At 72.2% G+C, this 18253-nt stretch carries 17 protein-coding genes; 8 read left to right on the forward strand and 9 right to left on the reverse strand.

The window, feature by feature from the left end; translation table 11 throughout:
• From AB0I71_RS18815 to mptB (AB0I71_RS18825), 3 genes are all read left to right on the forward strand, one after another.
• On the forward strand, positions 1 to 1486 hold a 1486-nt coding region (locus tag AB0I71_RS18815; protein WP_357586231.1), incomplete at its 5' end, for a hypothetical protein.
• A gap of 118 nt (positions 1487 to 1604) precedes the next feature.
• Positions 1605 to 3014: a polyprenol phosphomannose-dependent alpha 1,6 mannosyltransferase MptB gene (gene mptB, locus AB0I71_RS18820; protein ID WP_357586233.1), complete on the forward strand. Its 1410-nt coding sequence runs from the start codon at positions 1605 to 1607 to the stop codon at positions 3012 to 3014.
• A gap of 102 nt (positions 3015 to 3116) precedes the next feature.
• Entirely contained in the window at positions 3117 to 4649 is a 1533-nt protein-coding gene (gene mptB / locus AB0I71_RS18825) for a polyprenol phosphomannose-dependent alpha 1,6 mannosyltransferase MptB (protein WP_357586482.1), read from the forward strand.
• 137 nt (positions 4650 to 4786) lie between these two features.
• Here the strand turns inward: mptB (AB0I71_RS18825) and AB0I71_RS18830 are convergent, their stop codons facing one another.
• The 5 genes from AB0I71_RS18830 to AB0I71_RS18850 form a co-directional block, all read right to left on the reverse strand.
• Positions 4787 to 5764 (reverse strand): hypothetical protein, encoded by a 978-nt coding sequence (locus tag AB0I71_RS18830; protein WP_357586235.1) that lies wholly within the window; start codon positions 5762 to 5764, stop codon positions 4787 to 4789.
• Between the two features lie 76 nt (positions 5765 to 5840).
• Complete coding sequence (locus tag AB0I71_RS18835) at positions 5841 to 6200, reverse strand: PadR family transcriptional regulator (protein WP_357586237.1); 360 nt, start codon at positions 6198 to 6200, stop codon at positions 5841 to 5843.
• Between the two features lie 61 nt (positions 6201 to 6261).
• On the reverse strand, positions 6262 to 6513 hold the full coding sequence (locus AB0I71_RS18840) for a hypothetical protein (protein ID WP_357586239.1): 252 nt from the start codon (positions 6511 to 6513) through the stop codon (positions 6262 to 6264).
• Positions 6510 to 6641, reverse strand: coding sequence for a hypothetical protein (locus AB0I71_RS18845; protein WP_357586241.1), 132 nt, complete (start codon positions 6639 to 6641; stop codon positions 6510 to 6512). Before AB0I71_RS18845 ends, AB0I71_RS18840 begins: the two co-directional genes overlap by 4 nt.
• A complete protein-coding gene (locus AB0I71_RS18850) occupies positions 6638 to 7141 on the reverse strand; it encodes a hypothetical protein (protein WP_357586243.1) in 504 nt (167 codons plus the stop codon). The genes AB0I71_RS18845 and AB0I71_RS18850 overlap by 4 nt, the downstream gene beginning before the upstream one ends.
• A 92-nt stretch (positions 7142 to 7233) precedes the next feature.
• Here AB0I71_RS18850 and AB0I71_RS18855 point away from each other — a divergent pair, with 92 nt between their 5' ends.
• A complete protein-coding gene (locus tag AB0I71_RS18855) occupies positions 7234 to 7833 on the forward strand; it encodes a TetR/AcrR family transcriptional regulator (RefSeq protein ID WP_357586245.1) in 600 nt (199 codons plus the stop codon).
• Positions 7834 to 8094: 261 nt separating this feature from the next.
• Here the strand turns inward: AB0I71_RS18855 and glnA are convergent, their stop codons facing one another.
• Positions 8095 to 9519, reverse strand: a complete 1425-nt coding sequence (gene glnA, locus AB0I71_RS18860) for a type I glutamate--ammonia ligase (protein WP_357586247.1) — start codon at positions 9517 to 9519, stop codon at positions 8095 to 8097.
• 466 nt (positions 9520 to 9985) lie between these two features.
• On the opposite strand from glnA, the gene AB0I71_RS18865 reads away from it, so the two are divergent.
• Complete coding sequence (locus AB0I71_RS18865; RefSeq protein ID WP_357586484.1) at positions 9986 to 10321, forward strand: RDD family protein; 336 nt, start codon at positions 9986 to 9988, stop codon at positions 10319 to 10321.
• 129 nt (positions 10322 to 10450) lie between these two features.
• Here the strand turns inward: AB0I71_RS18865 and AB0I71_RS18870 are convergent, their stop codons facing one another.
• On the reverse strand, positions 10451 to 11140 hold the full coding sequence (locus AB0I71_RS18870; RefSeq protein ID WP_357586249.1) for a DUF4191 domain-containing protein: 690 nt from the start codon (positions 11138 to 11140) through the stop codon (positions 10451 to 10453).
• Between the two features lie 195 nt (positions 11141 to 11335).
• On the opposite strand from AB0I71_RS18870, the gene AB0I71_RS18875 reads away from it, so the two are divergent.
• Positions 11336 to 11506: a hypothetical protein gene (locus tag AB0I71_RS18875; RefSeq protein ID WP_357586251.1), complete on the forward strand. Its 171-nt coding sequence runs from the start codon at positions 11336 to 11338 to the stop codon at positions 11504 to 11506.
• Between the two features lie 8 nt (positions 11507 to 11514).
• Complete coding sequence (locus AB0I71_RS18880; RefSeq protein WP_357586253.1) at positions 11515 to 14691, forward strand: AAA family ATPase; 3177 nt, start codon at positions 11515 to 11517, stop codon at positions 14689 to 14691.
• A 35-nt stretch (positions 14692 to 14726) separates the two neighbouring features.
• On the opposite strand, the gene lipA is transcribed toward AB0I71_RS18880, so the two are convergent.
• Positions 14727 to 15719 carry a lipoyl synthase gene (gene lipA / locus AB0I71_RS18885; RefSeq protein ID WP_357586255.1) on the reverse strand — a complete coding sequence of 331 codons (993 nt, stop codon included), beginning with the start codon at positions 15717 to 15719 and terminating at the stop codon, positions 14727 to 14729.
• Positions 15720 to 16172: 453 nt separating this feature from the next.
• On the opposite strand from lipA, the gene aspS reads away from it, so the two are divergent.
• Positions 16173 to 17459 (forward strand): aspartate--tRNA(Asn) ligase, encoded by a 1287-nt coding sequence (gene aspS / locus AB0I71_RS18890; RefSeq protein ID WP_357586257.1) that lies wholly within the window; start codon positions 16173 to 16175, stop codon positions 17457 to 17459.
• Between the two features lie 92 nt (positions 17460 to 17551).
• Here the strand turns inward: aspS and lipB are convergent, their stop codons facing one another.
• Positions 17552 to 18196 carry a lipoyl(octanoyl) transferase LipB gene (lipB, locus tag AB0I71_RS18895; RefSeq protein WP_357586259.1) on the reverse strand — a complete coding sequence of 215 codons (645 nt, stop codon included), beginning with the start codon at positions 18194 to 18196 and terminating at the stop codon, positions 17552 to 17554.
• Between the last annotated feature and the right edge of the window lie 57 nt (positions 18197 to 18253).

Here is an 18253-nt window from a genome sequence, read left to right on the forward strand (position 1 = left end):
GCCCATGGGGACCGACCTTTCCGCGCAGGTGGCCCGCGCGGGTTTCGCCGAGCGCAACGGTCTCGCCCCGCTGGACTTCTCCTGGTACGGCGGGGTCAACCAGTTCGGCTACAGCCTCTACACCCAGACGCTCGGCGCGTCGGTGGGTGTGCGTACGGTCGGTGCGGTCGCGGCGGTCGTCTCCGCAGTGGCACTGGCCTGGTTGCTGGTGCTGACGGGTGCCCGCCGTCCGCTGCTCGGCGGCCTGCTGGGAGCGGTGGTCCTGGTGGGGAATCTGGCCAGTGGTCGGATCACCTTCGCCGTCGGCCTGATGTGGGCGCTGCTCGCGCTCTGCGCGGTGGCCGTGTCCCGAGGGGCGCGGTGGTGGCGGCTGTCGGCAGCCGGTGCGACGGCCGTGCTCGCGACGGCCGCCAGCCCGGTGGCCGGCCTCTTCGTCGGCCTGGCCGGCGGCACCCTGCTGATCCTCGACATCCGGCGGCACCGGCGACCCGGGACGGCCGCCCTGGTCCTCTGCCTGGCACCGCTGGTGACGGTGGCGCCGATGGCGGTGCTCTTCGGCAACGGTGGCTGGCAGCCGTTCAGCGCCGAATCACTGCGGATCAACCTCGCCCTGGCCGTGGTGGTGCTCGCGCTCGTACCGGTCCGGGCCCTGCGGGTCGGCGCCGCGCTCACCGCGCTGCTCCTGGTCGCGGCCTACTACCTGCCCAGCCCGATCGGCTCGAACGCGCTGCGCCTGCCGATGCTCTTCGCCCTGCCGCTCGTCGCGGCCTACGCGGGGCTGGGCCGACGGTGGCTGGCCGCGCTGCTCGTCGCCCTGTTCTGGTGGCAGTCCCCGGTGATGACGAACGACATCGCCCGCCGTGGTTCGGCACCGGCGTACGCCACCTTCTACCGACCGTTGCTTGACGACCTGGACCGGCGGGCACCGGTGGGCCGGGTCGAAGTGGTGCCGCTGCGCGACCACTGGGAGAGCGCGTTCGTGGCCGCCGCCGTACCACTGGCCCGGGGCTGGGAGCGGCAGGTCGACGCGGGACGTAACGCCCTCTTCTACGACGGCAGCCTCGATGCCGACAGGTACGGCGAATGGCTGCGCCGGAACGCCGTGAGCCACGTCGCCGTCGCGCCGAACGCGGCCCTCGACCGGTACGGCCAGGCCGAGGCGACACTCATCCTGGCCGGTCAGCCGTACCTTCGCGAGGTCGGTCGCCCCGGGCGGTGGCGCCTCTACCAGGTGCTCGACCCGGAACCGCTTGTCTCCCGTCCGGCTCGGCTCGTCGGATCCGACGACGCCGGTGTGCGGTTCACCGTCGACGCGCCGGCCGATGTGCTCGTCCGGGTCCGGTGGTCCCGCTGGCTGTCACTGGTGGCCGGCGAGGGCTGCCTGAGGCCGGGCGCGGACGGATGGGTCACGGTCCGGGCCCGGACTCCGGGCCCCTTCCAGATCACCAGCAGCCTGCGGCCGTCGGGCCACTGCCGGTCCGGTTGACGTCTGCCGGTGCCGGTGGCCCGTGCGTCGCGGCGAAGGCTGGCGTGCGGTGTGGTCCGTGCCCGCCGCGCCGTGCCCACCTCCGGACCGCGATCACGGTACTGGCAGCATGTCGGACGTGCCCCATCACCTCGTGCGCTGGACCGGACTGGCCGGATCGATCATGCTCTCCGTGGCGGCGTTCCTCGGTGGCGCACTGCCCGACGGTGACCTGCGACCCAACCCGGTCAAGATCTGGCTGGGCCCGAACGGGCCGCTGATCATCGGGCTGTGGTTGTTCGGTACCGCAGCGATGGCGGTGGCCTGGTGGACGCTGCGGGACCGGGTGCCGTCGGCGCGGTGGGCCCTGGTCACCGCCGGGCTGTGGGTGCTGCCGTTCCTGTTCACCCCGCCGCTGGGCAGCCGGGACGCCTACGCGTACGCCTGCCAGGGAGCGAGCTACGCCAACGGCATCAGCCCCTACGAGTACGGCGTCTCCACGCTGCCCTGCCCGTGGCTGGACACCATGTCGTACATCTGGCGGGACACTCCGGCACCGTACGGTCCGCTGTTCGTGGTGCTCTCCGGCGCGGTGGTCGCGGCGACCGGTTCCCTGATCGGCAGCATCGCGTTGTTCCGGGTACTCGCCGTGGCAGGTGTGGTGCTGACGGCCGCCTGCCTGCCGGTGCTGGCCCGCCGCTGCGGCGTACCTGTCGAGCGGGCGCTCTGGCTCGCCCTGGCCAGCCCGCTGGTGGGGGTGCACCTGATCTCCGGCGTGCACAACGACGCGCTGATGGTCGGGCTGCTGGTGGCCGGACTGGCCGTGGTGGTCAGCCGCCCGGGACGGCCCTGGCCGCTGCTGGCCGGCGGCGTCGTGCTCGGGCTGGCCGCCGGCATCAAAGTGACCGCGCTTGTGGTGGTGCCGTTCGCGGCGCTCGCCGCGATAACCGGCGGCTTCTCGCTGCGCGCGCTGCTGCGCCACGGTACGCCTGTGGTCGGTGGCGCCGTGGCCACGCTGTTCGGCGTGACTCTCGCCGCCGGACTGGACCTCGGCTGGATCACCGGGCTGTCCCACGGCAACGAGGTGGTCGCCTGGACCTCCCCGCCGACCGCCGTCGGGCAGACCGTCAACTACCTGGCGTTGCCGTTCGGCCAGCACATCGACGCGCTGCCGGTGACCCGGGGCATCGCGGTGCTGGTGCTGGCCGCGTTGCTGGTGTGGCTGTGGTTCCGGGCCCGCCACCGCGAACCGCTCTGGCACGCCGCGCTGGCGTTGACCGCGACGGTGGCGCTCGCCCCGCTGTTCCATCCCTGGTACTGGTTCTGGCCGCTGGCGCTGCTCGCCGCCACCGCGCAGCGCACCTGGTGGTTCAGCGCGGTGACCGTGTACGCCGCGTTCCAGGTGCTGGCCGACGGTACCGGGCTGCCCCGGTACACCAAGACGGTGGGTGCGCCGCTGATGACGCTGTTCGTGATCGTGGTGGCGATCCGCTTGGTACGGTCGGCGAAGGAGGCCCGGGCGGCTCGCCCCCCGGTTCCCGTCGAGTAGAGAGGTACGCCGGTGACCGGTCCCGGCGATCGCTCCGATCCCGGCGTCCGGCCCGGTTCCGGTCCCGGCGTCCGGCCCGGTTCCGGTTCCGACGTGCGGGCGGTGGGCCCGCGGGACCGGGTCGCCCGGTACACCGGACTGGTGGGGGCGCTGCTGCTGGCGGTCGCCGGATACCTCGGCGGGGCGCTGCCCGACGCCACCACCGACCGGGTGTGGAACACCGACGCCGGCCCGCTGACCGTCACCCTGTGGCTGCTCGGCACGGCCGCCATGGTGGGCGCCTGGTGGACGTTGCGCGAGGGTGCGCCGTCGACGAGGTGGGCGTACCTGACCGCCGGGTGGTGGACGCTGCCGCTGCTGGTCACCGCCCCACTGGGCAGCCGGGACGTCTACTCGTACGCCTGCCAGGGCTGGATCTACGCCGACGGCGGTGATCCGTACGCCACCGGGGTGGCCGCGGCGGGTTGCCCCTGGGTCGAGGCGGTTGCGCCGGTCTGGCGGGACACCCCGGCCCCGTACGGGCCGTTCTTCGTGCTGCTCGCCGCGCTGGCCGTACTGGTCGGTGGCGGGTTGCTCGGCACCGTGGCGCTGCTGCGGGTGCTGGCGCTCGCCGGCGTACTGGCGGCGGCAGCCTGCCTGCCCGGCCTGGCCCGGGCGGCCGGCGTACCGCCCCGGCGGGCGACCTGGCTGCTGCTGGCCTGTCCACTGGTCGGGGTGCACCTGGTGGCCGGCGCGCACAACGACGCGCTGATGCTCGGCCTGCTCCTGCCCGCCCTGCTGATCCTGGCCCGCCGTGGACCGGATCAGTCCGATGTCAACGGGGCAGGTCAGCGGGTGGTGACAGCCGGTGGGCTGCTGGTGGCCGGGATGCTGCTCGGACTGGCGGTGTCGGTGAAGGCCACCGCCGTGGTGGTGCTGCCGTTCGCGGCGCTGGCCGCCGTGCGCGGGCGGCCCGTCGTGCGGGCGCTGCTGCGCGACGGTGGCCTGCTGGCCGTCGGGGCCTTCGGCGGGCTGCTGGTCCCCGCGCTGCTGACCGGTCTCGGGCTCGGCTGGCTCGGTGGGCTGGGCCGCAGCGGCGACACCGTGCAGTGGACCTCGCCACCGACAGCCGTCGGCATGCTCGTCGACTATGTCGGCGAGCTGTTCGGTCGCCACCCCGACGCGGTCCCGTTGACGCGCATCGCCGGACTGCTCCTCCTGACCGCCCTGCTCCCGCTCCTCTGGTACCGCACGCTCTCCACCCTCCACCCCCCACCCGAGTCCCGCCCAGCCGGGTTGATCATGAGGTCATGGCGCTGGGCAAGCGCTTACCCAGGCGATAACCTCATGATCAACCCGGCTGGGGTGGTGTTGGGGGGAGCGGGGGTGGCGTTGGCGGCCACTGTGGTGCTCGCGCCGGTGTTCCATCCCTGGTACGCCACGTGGCCGCTGGCGGTCCTCGCGGTGGCGGCGACCCGGACCGGCTGGTTCGTGCTGCCGTGTGCGCTGGCCTCGTTCCTCGCCCTGCCGGACGGCACCAATCTGGCCCGGCTGACCAAGGCCCCAGGCGCGATCGCGATGACGATCCTGGTCCTCGCCATAGTCATCTGGTCACTGTCCCGCCGCCGACCACAACGGTCGCCCCCACCCCCCTGACCATCGGTACGCGCCGGTACGCGGCCGAACCGTGGCAGCAAAGTTGCCCGACACGCCGCTGCGGCAGCACCGGAACTGCCACGGTTACCAGCCTTGCTGCGTCGAGCCGCCAGGGCCCGATGCGGCAGGGGTCCGGGTCAGCGGCGGGCTCCGCAGGTGGGGCAGGGTTCGCCGGGGCTGCCGCCGACCCGACGTCGCAGGGCCACGGCGGCCGGCAGCAGGGCCGGCCCGAGCAGCCCGACGGTGAGGGCGGCACCGACAAGGGTGGGGTAGGTAGGGCGCGGTGCGCCACCGAGACCGTCCACCGCCCCGGCCAGGATGTGCACGCTGAGCAGGCCGATCGGAGTGAGCAGGACGACCACCGCCCAGCCGCCCCGCCAGTCCCGTCGCATGGCCAACCCGACGGCGAGCAGCAACGCGATCCCCAGCAGCACCGCCCCGGCGGCCGGCAGCAACTGTTCGGACGTCCACCGGTACGAGCCCCAGTAGAGCTCGTTGCCGGCACCGGCGGCGAATGCGCCGCCACCCGCCGCTGCCATGATCGGCAGCACCCGAGCCGGCAACGGCAGGTGACTGTCGACGGCCAACGCCAGCACGCCGAGGGCGACCTGTGGCACCAGCACCAGCAGTGGCGGCCGGGGCAGCCCGGCGACCGGGCTCACCAGGAGAACCGCCACAGTGGCCAGCACCGCCCCGGCGACAGCCACCCGGGCGGGCCGGCCCGGTGCCACGAGCACCAGCAGCGCAGAGACCAGCCACGCCAGCCACGCGACGATGCCTGTCGACACGAACGGGCCGAACACCGGCACGCCCGCCTCGGCGGGTGGTTGGTTCTGCTCGACGAGCGTCCAGAAGCCGGCCAGGAAGGCGGCGGTGGTCAGCGCGAGCAACGCCGCGAGGCGTACCCCGGGAGCCAGATCGGTGGCGCCGGCGGCCCGCACCCGCTGGCGGAGGCCGCCACGCACGAGGTCGGCGGCGTCCGCGAGGGAGGGCCAGCGCCGTCGCGGGTCCGCCAGGTCGAGGTACGTCCCGACGATCTCGTCGCCCCGGTCGTGGCGGTAGTCCGTCGGGTACGCCCGCAGCAGGTGCCGGTATCGACGCTCCAGGTTGCTCATGCCGGCCCTCCGCTTCGCTGCGTGCCGGCCTGAGGCGCCAGCGCACTGCGTTGATGATTCGCTCGCTGACGCTCGCTCATGCCAGACCTCCGGCGGTACGCGGTGCGAGCGGGTGCACCGAGCGGGCGCGCAGCCGTGCGGTGGCGGCCTCGACGTTGCGGCGCAGCCGTTCGGTCTCGGCGGCGAGCGTGGCGCCGCCGGTCGTGGAGAGACGGTAGTAGCGGCGCAACCGCCCGTCGACGGTCTCCTCCCGGTCGAGTTCGACCAGGCCGGCGTCGGTGAGCCGGTCCAGCGCGCCGTAGAGGGTGCCGGGGCGCAGCGACAACCGCCCGTCGGAGAGGGCCGCGACCTCGCCGATGATCGCGTAGCCGTGCATCGGCTCGCGGGCGAGCGCGGTCAGGATGAGGAAGGTGGGTTCGCGTAGCGGAGTGTCCACCCGGCGAATATATCGGACGCGAAGGTATTGCGTTGCCCCTACGGCGACCGAATGCGAGGCGTCAGACCGGAATGTGGTCGGCGACAACCTGGGCCCAGCGCCGGTAGCCGGCCGCCGAGAGATGGAACCGGTCCGTGGCGAAGAAATGCCGCGGCGGGATTTCGGTCATCGTGACCCAGGTGGCGCACGGGCGCGTCCGGCAGATGTCGCGCGAGACCTCGTCGAGTGCCTCGGCGCGCGCGGTCAGCACCCGGCCGAGGGCCGGGGGGACCGACGGAAACAGTGCGAACGGCGGGATGCCGGCCACGATCACGTGGCCGGAGCGCTGGACGTGCCGGCCGTACCGGTGGTGGGTCCGGCCGCCGGCGGGGCCATCTTGATGGTGGCCTTGAGCCACAAGCCCTGCATCGTGGCGAGCGGCAGGTCCAATGCCTTCATCATCGGCTCGACACCCCGCTGTGGGCCTTGCCCGCCGTGATCCGGGACGCCGCCTTGCGCAGCACGCCGGGCACGAGCCGGCGATGCAGGACCGACAGCGGAGGCCAGACCAGGTGCGCCAGCCAGCGGTCGTAGCGTAGGAATGTGCCCAGAGCCACGCGGTCACCGCTTGCTTGGACGACCAGGTTGGCAGCCAGGAACCAAGAGTCAGCCTCGAGTCGGATCCAATCGTCACCCTGCTCGCCGATCTGCCAGCCGGCTACGGTGTCCGCCGACGCGGTGCGGCTGAGCCTCAGGCCCATCAGGCCCCGCCACAGAAACAGCTCGATGGCGTCGGGCGTGTCACCGAACATCACGCGTGCCCATCGTTCGACCGTCGCGGCGGCGTCGGTCGGCAGCACGAAGTGGTCGGCGTAGTCGATCCGGGACAGGGAGCTGAGGGCGCGCACCGACGCGGGCAGACGTTCGGCCCCGACGGTGCTGATGGCGGCTCCTGCGGTCATGGGGACAGCTCCATTCGCAATATACGGTGCCGTATATAGCTACCGTAGCGGGGATATACGGTGGTGTACACAACAGGACGAGGTGAGAGGCAGTGGCTGTCACCCGCACGCCCCGCGACAGGTGGATCGAGGAGGGCCTGCTGGTCTTGGCCGAGGGCGGCCCGGACGCCGTCCGGGTCGAGGTGCTCGCGAAGCGGCTCGGCGTCACCAAGGGCGGTTTCTACGGCTTCTTCGACGACCGTGATGCGCTACTCCGCGCGATGCTCGACGTGTGGGAGCGCGAGAGCACGGACGAGGTGATCGCGCGCGTCCAGCGTGAGGGTGGCGACCCGCGCAGCCAGATCCAGCGGGCCGGCGTGCTCACGTTCTCCAGTAGCCGGTTGCTGCCGATCGACCTCGCGATCCGCACCTGGGCGCGGCGCGATGAGGTGGTCGCCGAGCGGCTGCGCGCGGTGGACAACCGGCGGATGGCGCTGCTACGCCAGATGATCGGCACCTTCTATTCGGACCCGGAGGAGATCGAGGCCCGCGCCCTGCTCGCCTTCTGCATGGCGATCGGCGTGCACTTCCTGGCCGCCGATCACGAGCAGCACACCCGCAGTGACGTGGCGCAGCGTGCGGTCGACCTGTTGTTCGACCGCGCGCCCCGATCAGCGGCGGCCGAAACGGCGGTACCCAGGCCCTCGGCGTGACCACTGCTTGGACTTCGCCACCGCCATGGAGCGGATCCGCCGACTGGCCTGCACCAGCGCCACGGCGTCAACACCCACGTGCCCGAGTGGCCGGACGTGCCCGACCGGACCCGGCCGCTCATCGACGGCGCGCTCGGTCAACACGAAACGGCGGCCACGCCGGCTGTGAGCCGGGCATGACCGCCGTCCGTGAGGTTGTACCCAACCTGCACCCAAGATCAGTAGTGATCCTTTTGGCGCAGGTCAGAGCCTTGATCAGGCTCAGCAGTCGAAGTACATCGCGAACTCGTGCGGGGTCGGGCGCAGCCGCACCGGGTCGACCTCGTTGGCCCGCTTCCAGTCGATCCAGGTGGAGATCAGGTCCGGGGTGAAGACACCGCCGTCGAGCAGGTAGTCGTGGTCGGCCTCGAGCGAGTCGAGCACGGCCGGCAGCGAGCCCGGCACCTGCTTGACGTCGCCCCACTCCTCCGGCGGGAGGTCGTAGAGGTCCTTGTCGATCGGCGCCGGCGGCTCGATCTTGCTCTTGATGCCGTCCAGGCCGGCCATCAGCATCGCCGAGAAGGCGAGGTAGACGTTTGCCGACGGGTCCGGCACCCGGAACTCGACCCGCTTGGCCTTGGCGTTGCTGCCGGTGACCGGGATGCGGGTGCAGGCGGAACGGTTGCGCTGCGAGTAGACCAGGTTGACCGGCGCCTCGTAACCGGGCACCAGGCGGCGGTACGAGTTGACCGTCGGGTTGGTGAAGGCCAGCAGCGACGGGGCGTGGTGCAGCAGACCACCGATGTACCAGCGGGCCGTGTCGGACAGACCGGCGTACCCGGTCTCGTCGTAGAACAGCGGCTCGCCACCGAGCCAGAGGCTCTGGTGGGTGTGCATGCCGGAACCGTTGTCGCCGAAGAGCGGCTTCGGCATGAACGTGGCGGTCTTGCCGGCGGCCCAGGCGGTGTTCTTCACGATGTACTTGAAGAGCTGGAGCTGGTCACCGGCGTGCAGCAGGGTGGAGAACTTGTAGTTGATCTCCGCCTGGCCGGCGGTGCCGACCTCGTGGTGCGAGCGCTCCACGGTGAAGCCGGTGTCGATCAGTCGGCGGACGATCTGGTCGCGCAGGTCGGCGTAGTGGTCGACCGGCGGCACCGGGAAGTAACCGCCCTTGTACGCGGTCTTGTAGCCGCGGTTGCCGCCCTCCTCCTCACGACCGGTGTTCCAGGCGCCCTCGATCGAGTCGATGTAGTAGTAGGCCTGGTGCGCGGAGGTCTCGTGGCGGATGGAGTCGAAGATGTAGAACTCCGCCTCCGGACCGAAGTAGGCGGTGTCGGCGATACCGCTGGCGGCCAGGAAGGCCTCGGCCTTCTTCGCCACGTTGCGCGGGTCACGCGAGTACGCCTCGCGGGTGAACGGGTCGTGGATGAAGAAGTTCAGCGCGAGGGTCTTCTGCGCGCGGAACGGGTCGATGAAGGCGGTGGCGACGTCCGGGAGCAGGAGCATGTCCGACTCGTGGATCGCCTGGAAGCCGCGGATCGACGACCCGTCGAAAGCGAGACCGTTGGTGAAGAAGTCGTCGTCGACGGACTCCACCGGCAGGTTGAAGTGCTGCATGACGCCGGGCAGGTCACAGAATCGAACGTCGACGAACTTCACGTCCTCGTTCTTGAGGTAACGCAGGAGTTCCTCGGGATTGGCGAACACTCGTCCTCCTGGCACGTCCACGGGTAGCTAGGCTCCTGGCGACGCTATGGCCGTGCGGTTGCCCGGCCATGTCTCCAGTGTTTCTGCCGTGTTACGTCCCTCGCGTTGGGTCACCCCGGTGCCTGACCCGGACACCTCAACCCGAGGAACGGGTCCGGCTGTGCCAGTGTAGTGAAACTTGATGAGATTGGTCCTTTTTGGCGCCACGCGTCGGCCCGGCCCGGGCGCCCCTTCCGGTCGGTCTGGCGCCCGGGTCCGGCCCGGCTCGGCACCAGGCGGTGCGCGCCCGCTTCCCGCCCCAGCGCCACCGTCACCGGCATCTGCCGACCCCAGGCGAACACCGGCCCCGGCGCGGCGTCGGGCCAGCACCGGGTCGGCCACGGCGCTGACTAGGCTCGTCCGGGTGACCACCCAGCCGCGCCCCTCGCCGCCACCCGCCACGGACCCCGACTTCGTCCCGGCCGACCTGGGTCGTCGGTTCGGGGCGCTGGTCGTCGACTGGATTCTCTGCCTGCTCGCGTCGGGCCTGTTCGCCAGCCCGGCCCGGGACGCCTGGGCACCCGTGCTGGTGCTGATCCTGCTGTACGGCGTCTTCCTGGGCCTGTTCGCCCAGACCCCCGGCATGTACCTCACCCGGATCCGGTGCGTCGACTGGACCGACGGCGGCCGGATCGGCCTGCTCCGGGCACTGCTGCGCGGTGTGCTGCTGGCCCTGGTCGTTCCGGCCCTGCTGATGGACCAGCACCGGCGGGGCCTGCACGACCGCCTCACCGGCTCGGTCGTCACCCCCGCCCCGCGCTGATCCGACCTCCCGCCCGAGGTGGTTCCTGAACCCGCAGAACCCCTCATCCCCGTCGAATCGCCGACCCGAAGTGCATGATCGGCGCGGTGGAGGTGAGGGGTTCTGCGCGGTGGGAATGGGGCGTCGGGGTCAGCGGCCGCGCATCTGGCGGGACGCCCCGCGCGGCGGGCGGAGGTTCTTGGGGATGGCGCCCTTGGGCATCTGGGGACGGGCAGTGAGTGCCTTGAGCCGCTTGTCCAGGGAGTTGACGTCCTTGCCGCTGAGGTTGCGGGGCAGCCGCATCAGCGTCATCCGCAGCTTACGGATCGGCAGCTCACCCTCCTCCTGCCCGATGACGTAGTCGTAGAGGGGGGCGTTGCCGATCACCTTGGCCAGCCGACGCTTCTCCTGGCCGAGCAGCCCTCGGACCCGCTGCGGGTTGCCCTCCGCCAGCAGGATCACGCCTGGCCGGCCGATGACCAGGTGCACCATGTCCATCTGGGTGGTCGAGCTGACCGCCGGGGAGACCCGCCAGTCACCGCGCATGTTCTCCATGATCTGCGCGGCGGCGCCCGGCTGCCCCTCGGCCGCGTTCATCATCGCCCGGTTGGACCGGAGGTTGAGCACGATCAACAGACAGAGCAGGGCGAACAGGATGCCCAGCGGCAGCCAGAGCCAGCCCCAGAGCGCGACCGCGACCACGGTCAACGCGAGCGGGATCAGCACCGCACCGGTGGCCATGGGGGCGAACCACTTGTCCTGCTTGGCGGTGAACCGGAACACCAACCCGATCTGCTTCAGCCGCTGGCCGAACGAGACCTTCTCCTGGGGCTTTGCCATGGTGTCGAGTCTAGTGGTCGCCCGCCGCACCGTTGATCCGCGGCCGGCTGAGTACCTTACGACCCGCCTGGGCCGTCAGCGAGCCGGGGTAAGGAGGGCGAGCGGGTAGAGATGAGGCGCTGTGCCCATGCCCCGGTGGCACCTTCGCGAGCAGAGTCAAAGTCACCAGTTGACGACGATCGCAGGGAGCGCGACATGTTCGGTCACGACGCCAACCTCATGCTCACCCTCTACCGTACGCACTCCGCGGAGCTGCGGGCCGAGGCCGCCCGGGACCGACTGGCCCGGTCGGTCCCGCACCGCTCGGCACGCGGCTGGCTGAACCGCCGGCACCATCGGACGCGCACCGACGAGGCGCGCCACTGAGCGCCGACATGGGGGAGAACCAGCCGGCCGAGGTCAAGCACCGTGCCCGTCCCGACACCGCCACAGGTGTCGGGACCGGCCCGGTCACCGGCGGCGACACCAGCACCGGCCCGGGCACCAGCAGCAGCGCGGGTACCGACCCAGGCATCAGCAGCGGCGCAGTCACCAGCACGACCGGCACGGTCACCAGCACCACCGGTACGGTCGCGGCGAGCGGGACGGGCACCAGCAGCGGCCCGGCGGTCGGGGATCGGGAGGACGGCCGGCGGGCCGGCGGGGGTGGGCGTGGCATGCTCGGTCCCGTGACCGTCCGCCCCACCAGTACCGTCCTCGTCGGCCGCCAGCGTGAGATGACCCGACTACGCGAAGCGGTCGCGCGCGCCCGCACCGGGGAGCCGGTCACCGTTCTGGTCGGCGGCGAGGCCGGGGTCGGCAAGACCCGCCTGCTGGAGGAGTTCGGCCGCTCCGTCGGCGACAACGCCCGCCTACTGGTCGGGCAGTGCCTCGAACTCGGTGAGGCCGGCCTGCCGTTCGCCCCGTTCGCCGCGGTCCTGCGGACGGTGCTGCGCCGCGACGGGACCGGCGTCCTCGACGGGTACGACGCCGAGTTCGCCCGCCTGCTGCCGGAGCTGGCCCGGCCGGCCGGTGCCACCGCGCCCGCCGCCGCACCACCCTCGGACGCCCCCCGGGGCTACCTGTTCGAACTGGTCGCCCAGCTGTTCGGCCGGCTGGCCGCCGAACAGCCGTTGATTCTGGTGATCGAGGATCTGCACTGGGCGGACCGGTCGACGCGCGACCTCATCGGCTTCCTGGTGCGGGCGGGCCACACCGGCCGGCTGTTGCTGGTCTGCACCTACCGCACCGACGAACTGCACCGGGGTCACCCGCTGCGGCCCTTCCTGGCCGAGCTGGACCGGGTCCGGGGCGTCGAGCGGGTCGAGCTGTCCCGGCTGGAGCGGGACGGCACCGGGGCGGTCCTCGCCGGGCTGCTCGGTGCCGAGCCGGCCGCCCGGGCGGTCGACGACATCCACGACCGTACGCAGGGCAACCCCCTGTTCATCGAGGAGCTGGCCGCCGCCGGCAGCCCGATCGGCTGCGCCGCTCTGCCGGACACGCTGCGTGACCTGCTGCTGGCCCGGGTGGACCGGCTGCCCGAGACGGCCCAGCGGGTGCTGCGGATCGCCGCTGCCGGCGGCAACCGCCTGGCCCACCAACTGCTCGCCGAGGTCGCCGGCCTGCCCGAGGCGGAGCTGGACGACGCCCTGCGGGCCGCCGTCGCCGCCCAGCTGCTGGTCGCCGACCCGGACGGCGACTACGAATTCCGGCACGCCCTGGTCCGCGAGGCGGTCCACGACGAGCTGCTGCCCGGCGAGCACGCCCGGCTGCACGCCCGGTTCGCCGCTGCCGTCGAGGCGCAGCCGCACCTGGTCGCCGCCGGCCGCGCCCCGGCCGAGATCGCCCACCACTGGCACGCCGCCCATGACCATCCCCGAGCCCTGGTGTCCGCCCGGGTGGCCGCCTGCGCCGCTGCCGACCGGTACGCGTACGCGGAGCAGACCCGGCTGCTGGAACGGGTACTGGAACTGTGGGAGCTGGTGCCTGATGCGGCCGACCGGCTCGGTATGGACCACCTCGCGGTGCTGGAGGAGACGCTCAGCGCGGCGACCACCGCCGGTGACTACAAGCGGGCGCTGACCCTGACCCGGGCCGCGCTGGCCGAGGTCGACACCGAGGCGCAGCCGCTGCGCGCGGCGCGGCTGCTGGACCGACGTGGCCGGATGCTGGCCATGCTCGGCAAGAGCGACGGCGCGACCGAGCTGCGGGAGGCGTACCGGCTGGTGTCAGGGGTGTCGGACGGCCCGGAAAGACTTCGGCTGCTCGCCGACCTCGCCGATCATCTGGCCCGCATCGACCATGCCGACGCGGCCCGGATCGCCGCCGAGGTGGTGACCGCGGCGCAGACCGGCGGCGCTGACTGCGCCCTGCTGCCGGTGCAGCTCGCGGTGTTGAGTCGCCGGGAGGGCGCGGCGGATCTCGGGCTGGCCGAGCTGCGTCGCTGCGAGGCCCTGGCTCGCGCCGCCGGGGAGGTGCCGGCGCTGGTCAGCGCACTTGTGCACATCTCCGACGTGCTCTTCGAACTGGGCCGGTACGACGAGTCGGCGCAGGCCGCCGCCGACGGGATGAGCGAGGCGCGTCGGGTCGGTATCAGCCGCTCCACCGGGGCGTACCTGCTCTCCAACCGGGCGGAGGCGCTGCTGGCGCTGGGGCGTTGGGCGGAGGCCGACCAGGTGTGCGCCGAGGCGGCCCGGCTCGACCCGCCGGGCGTCTCCGGGCTGCACTGGCTGCAACTGCGGGCCGTGCTGCGACTGGCGCAGGGGCATCCCCGCGCCGACGAGACCGTCGCCCGGGCGTTGGGTTTCCTCGCCAAGCCGTACCTGCATCCGCACAACCGGCTGCCACTGCACCAGTTGCGGCTGGAGGCGGCGCTGGTGGCCGACGACCGGTTCGAAGCGGTGCGGGCGGCGCAGGCGAGCCTCACCGACCCCGCGATCGTCGACTATCCCCGTTACGGCTGGCCGGTGCTGGCCGCGACAGCGCGGGTCGCCCGGCACACCGGTGACGAGGAGGTGGCCGCCGAGGTCGCCAAGCTGGCCGGCGGCGTCGCGGCCCGGTTCCCCGCCGAGCGGGCGTACGCCGCTGAGGTCGCCGCCACCGTGGCGGCCGGCGCCGAGGCACTCGCCGCCTGGCAGGCGGCGGTCGCGGCCTGGCGGACCGCCGGTCAGCCCGGGGAACTGGCGCGGGTGCTGCTGGGTTACGCCGAGGCGGCGGCGGGCGCGGGGGAGCGGGACGAGGTCGGCGCGGCGGTGAGCGAGGCAGCGGCGCTCGCCGACGGGCTCGGTGCGATCCGGCTCGCCCAACAGGCGGCCACCCTGGCCCGCCGGGTGGGCCTGCGTGGTGCCGGCCGGGGCCGCCCGGGTGCGGATCTGCTGACCGAGCGGGAACGTGAGGTGTTGCGCCTGGTCGCCGTGGGACACAGCAACAGCCGCATCGCCGAGCAACTGTTCATCTCGCCCAAGACGGCAAGCGTGCACGTCTCCCGGATCATCGCGAAACTGGACGTGACCAACCGCGTCGAAGCCGCCGCCGTCGCACACCGCCTCAACCTCCTCACCGACCAGCCCTGACCTCAGACCCCGCGCGGGCTGAGCGACGGGGGCTGTTAGCGGGTGGGGAGGGTGACGGTTTCGCGGGCGGCGAGGGCCTGCTGGTAGAGGCGGCCGGCGCGGTAGGACGAGCGCACCAGCGGGCCGCTCATCACACCCGCGAAGCCGATCTCTTCGGCCTCCTCGCGCAGCTCGACGAACTCCTCCGGCTTGACCCAGCGTTCCACCGGGTGGTGCCGGGGGGAGGGGCGCAGGTACTGGGTGATGGTGATCAGCTCGCAGCCGGCGTCGTGCAGGTCGCGCAGTGCCTGGGAGATTTCGGCCCGCTCCTCACCCAGACCCAGGATGAGGTTGCTCTTGGTGACCAGGCCGTCGGCGCGGGCCTGCCGGATGACGTCCAGGGACCGCTCGTAGCGGAAGGCCGGCCGAATCCGCTTGAAAATCCGGGGGACCGTCTCCACGTTGTGCGCGAGCACCTCCGGTCGGGCGCCGAAGACCTCGGCGAGCTGCTCAGGTACCGCGTTGAAGTCCGGGATCAGCAGCTCGACACCGCAACCGGGCTGCAGGGCGTGGATCTGCCGGACGGTCTCGGCGTAGAGCCAGGCACCGCCGTCGGGCAGGTCGTCCCGGGCGACGCCGGTGATGGTGGCGTACCGCAGGCCCATCGAGACCACCGACTCGGCGACGCGACGCGGCTCGTCGGCGTCGAACTCGGCCGGCTTGCCGGTGTCGATCTGGCAGAAGTCGCAGCGGCGGGTGCACTGGTCACCGCCGATGAGGAAGGTGGCCTCGCGGTCCTCCCAGCATTCGTAGATGTTGGGGCAACCGGCCTCCTGGCACACCGTGTGCAACCCCTCGCGGGCGACCAGCCCGCGCAACTGGGTGTACTCCGGCCCCATCTTGGCCTTGACCTTGATCCATGGCGGTTTGCGCTCGATCGGCGTCTCGGCGTTGCGTGCCTCGATCCGCAGCAGTCGCCGCCCCTCGGGGGCGGGCGTCGCGGTACTCGCGGCCTGGCCGGTCGTCGGCGCGGAGTGCTCGATCGTCACAAAACGAGCCTACGCCGGACGGCGGCCGTCGATGAACGGCGGGCGACGGCCGTCACCCCGGAAATCCTGTGACACCGGACACCGGGGCCAGGAAAAACGGGTCACACGGTGACGGCGGGTGGTGCTAGCGTGCCCGTCACGAAGCGATGACGGAGCCGAGTAGCGTCCCGCCCCGCCAGTTGAAGAGAGCCGCCGGTTGCTGCGAGGCGGTCTGGCACCGGGGCCGCGAAGACCCTCCCGAGCTGCGGGAAGAACAGCGTTCGATGACCTGACGGCCCTGCTGAACAGGGCCACCCGGCATCCGCGCCCAGTAGAGCCCGCCCGGCTGGCCCCGGTGAAAAGGCGACGAACGAGGCTTCTGCCTAGGCGGGAGCGAAGGTGTGGTGGCACCGCGAGGTTCCCGCTCGCCCACACCTCCCGGGGATCGCGTTGCGATTGATCGAGGAGGTAGCCATGCAACGCATCCTGTCCGACCAGCTCACCCGGCACACCGGCGCCACCGTCCGGATCGCCGGCTGGGTGCACCGCCGCCGACTGCTCAAGTCGGTGGCCTTCCTGATCGTCCGGGACGCCGCCGGCCTGGCCCAGGTGGTGGTCACCGACCCCGCGGTGCGCGCCGAGGTCGAGGCGCTGCCCGAGGAGACAGTCGTCGAAGTGGTGGCCACCGTGGTCACGAACGCGGCGGCCCCCGGCGGGTTGGAGCTGACCGAGCCGACGGTACGGCCGCTCGGCCCGCCCGCCGAGACACCCCCGTTCGACCTCTACCGACCCGACCTGGCCGCCACCCTGCCGACCCAGCTGGACCACGCCCCGCTCGCCCTGCGCCACCCGACCCGGTCGGCCGCGTTGCGGATCTCGGCCGCGGCGGTGGCCGGCTTCCGGGCCGCCCTGGACGCCCGCCGCTTCGTGGAGATCCAGACGCCGAAGGTGGTCGCCTCCGCAACCGAGAGCGGGGCGAACGTCTTCGCCCTGGACTGGTTCGGTCGGCCCGCGTACCTGGCCCAGTCGCCGCAGTTCTACAAGCAGCTCATGGTCGGGGTCTTCGAGCGGGTGTACGAGGTCGGGCCGGTGTTCCGCGCCGAGCCGCACGACACCGTGCGACATCTGGCGCAGTACACCTCGCTCGACGTCGAGCTGGGCTTCGTCACCGACCACCGGGACGTGATGGCGGTGCTGCGGGACACCCTCGCCGGGATGCTCGACGCGGTCGGTGACCGGGCCGCCGGTGCGCTTGCCACTCTCGGTGTGACGCCTCCACCGGTGCCGACACGGATCCCGGCGGTGCATTTCACCGACGCGCTGCGGATTGCCGGCGCGCCTGCCGACGAACCGGATCTGGCACCGGCGCACGAACGCGCGCTGGGGGAGTGGGCCCGACGCGAGCACGGCTCGGAGTTCCTTTTCGTCACCGGGTACCCGATGGCGAAGCGGCCCTTCTACACCCATCCGGACCCGGCCCGGCCGGGCTACTCAAACGGCTTCGACCTGCTGTTCCGGGGCCTGGAACTGGTCACCGGCGGGCAGCGGCTGCACCGCCACGCCGACTATCTGGCCGCGCTGGCCGCCCGGGGCGAGCCGGTGGAGCCGTACGCCGGCTACGTCGACGCCTTCCGCCACGGCATGCCCCCGCACGGCGGTTTCGCGATCGGTCTGGAACGCTTCGTCGCCCGCCTGACCGGCGCTCCCAACATCCGCGAGGTAACCCCCTTCCCCCGCGACCTCCACCGCCTAACCCCCTGACCACCCGCCACCCCCATGGGTTGATCAAGAAGTTTGCGTCGGAATCCCCGCTCGGCCCGACGCAAACTTCTTGATCACGCGGGCCGGGCGGGTCAGGGGGTGGGGTGGAGGGTGGGAAGGTGGCGCTCGACTGCGGGGAGTACGTCGGTGACGGTGATCGGGCGGCCCAGCTCGGCGGTGAGGGAGGTGACGCCGGCGTCGCGGATGCCGCACGGCACGATCCGGTCGAAGAACGCCAGGTCACAGTCGCAGTTGATCGAGAAGCCGTGCAGGGTGACTCCCCGGGCGACCCGGATGCCGATCGCCGCGACCTTGCGTTCCGGGCCTCGGTCGTCGGCCGGTACCCAGACCCCGCTGCGCCCCTCGACCCGGCCCGCGGTCAGGCCGAACTCGGCGCACACGTCGATAAGCAACTGCTCGACCCGGCGCACGTACGCGACCACGTCGACCGGGTCGGGCAGGCGCACGATCGGGTAGCCCACCAACTGGCCCGGGCCGTGCCAGGTGATCTTGCCGCCCCGGTCCACGTCGATCACGGGGGTTCCGTCGACCGGGCGGTCCCACGGCTCGGTGCGCTTGCCGGCGGTGTAGACGCTCGGGTGCTCCAGCAGCAGCACGGTGTCGCCCTGCCCGCCGGTGACCACCGCCTCGTGCAGGCGGCGCTGTTCGTCCCAGGCGGCGGCGTAGTCGAGGACACCGGCGCGTACGGCCGTCAGGCCGGAGGTCGTCACGGTCACGCGTCCAGCCTAGACCCGTACTCGCTGGTCACCAGTGGTGAGCCGGCTCACCGCGGA

It is taken from the genome of Micromonospora sp. NPDC049891 (assembly GCF_040660295.1).
GTDB lineage: Bacteria > Actinomycetota > Actinomycetes > Mycobacteriales > Micromonosporaceae > Micromonospora.